The organism is Candidatus Symbiopectobacterium sp. NZEC135 (genome assembly GCF_025962695.1).
This window is the reverse complement of the sequence record NZ_JAGFPF010000566.1, coordinates 1-1,204: the sequence shown is the minus strand read 5'-3', so window position 1 is coordinate 1,204 and position 1,204 is coordinate 1. Positions and strand designations below refer to the sequence as shown.

Annotated in this window: 1 protein-coding gene; it reads left to right on the top strand. The window is 52.9% G+C overall.

Annotation, left to right across the window (positions count from 1 at the left end; translation table 11 throughout):
• The first annotated feature begins 40 nt into the window (after window positions 1–40).
• The gene (gene trmA, locus J5224_RS28815; RefSeq protein WP_264628514.1) at window positions 41–1,144 is read left to right on the top strand and encodes a tRNA (uridine(54)-C5)-methyltransferase TrmA; all 1,104 of its coding nucleotides are present in this window, start codon (window positions 41–43) and stop codon (window positions 1,142–1,144) included.
• Window positions 1,145–1,204 lie beyond the last annotated feature (60 nt).

Sequence of the window (1,204 nt, the reverse complement as noted above, 5' to 3'; positions counted from 1 at the left end):
TTTCTTTTCATCTTTTCATCGTTTTGTAGCCGAGAACACCATGACGCCAGAGAACCTGCCCATCGAACAGTATGACGACCAGCTTGCGGAAAAGACGGAACGTCTACGGCAGATGATGGTGCCCTTTGCTGCGCCAGAGCCAGAGGTGTTCCGTTCCCCGGTGAGTCATTACCGTATGCGGGCCGAGTTTCGCATTTGGCACGAAGGGGACGATCTCTACCACATCATGTTCGATCAGCAGACCAAACAGCGGATCAGAGTCGATCAATTCCCTGTGGCCAGCGCGTTGATTAATCAGCTCATGCCCATTCTGGTCGATGCACTACGCAACGATGTGATACTGCGCCACAAGCTGTTTCAGATTGACTATCTGTCGACGATGAGCGGTGAAATCGTGGTGACGTTTATCTACCACAAAGCGTTAGATGACGCGTGGCAACAACAGGCACGCGCGCTGCGCGATACACTGCGCGCTCAGGGATTCGCTCTGCAACTGATTGGCCGGGCAACAAAAACTAAAATATGTCTCGACAGAGATTATGTTGATGAACGCCTGCCAGTCGCCGGGCGTGAGATGACCTACCGCCAGGTTGAAAACAGCTTCACCCAGCCCAATGCCGCCATCAATATCCAAATGCTGGAGTGGGCGCTGAAGGCTACCGCGGGATCAACAGGCGATCTGCTTGAGCTTTATTGCGGCAACGGCAACTTCTCATTGGCACTGGCGCGTAATTTCAACCGTGTATTGGCTACCGAGATCGCCAAACCGTCTGTCGCCGCAGCACAATTCAATATCGCCGCGAACCAGATTGATAACGTGCAGATTATTCGTATGGCGGCGGAAGAATTCACTCAAGCGCTACAGGGTAAGCGTGAATTTACCCGTTTGCAGGGTATCGATTTGTCCGAGTATCAATGCAACACCATTTTTGTCGATCCGCCACGCAGTGGCCTGGACGACCAAACGCTGTGCATGGTGCAGGGTTACTCGCGTATTCTCTACATTTCCTGCAACCCGGAAACCTTGTGCAACAACCTGGCCCAACTCACGACGACCCACCGTATCACTCGTCTGGCCTTGTTCGATCAGTTTCCCTACACCCATCACATGGAATGCGGCGTGCTGTTAGAGAAGAAGGCGTAACCGCCCACCTCCGTCATTCCCGCGAAGGCGGGAATCTCTTACAGTAGAGACGCGTTTATT

Bases quoted from the DNA above. Each gene is read 5' to 3' on its own strand.
- trmA (WP_264628514.1), top strand. From the start codon at position 41: ATGACGCCAGAGAACCTGCCCATCGAACAGTATGACGACCAGCTTGCG.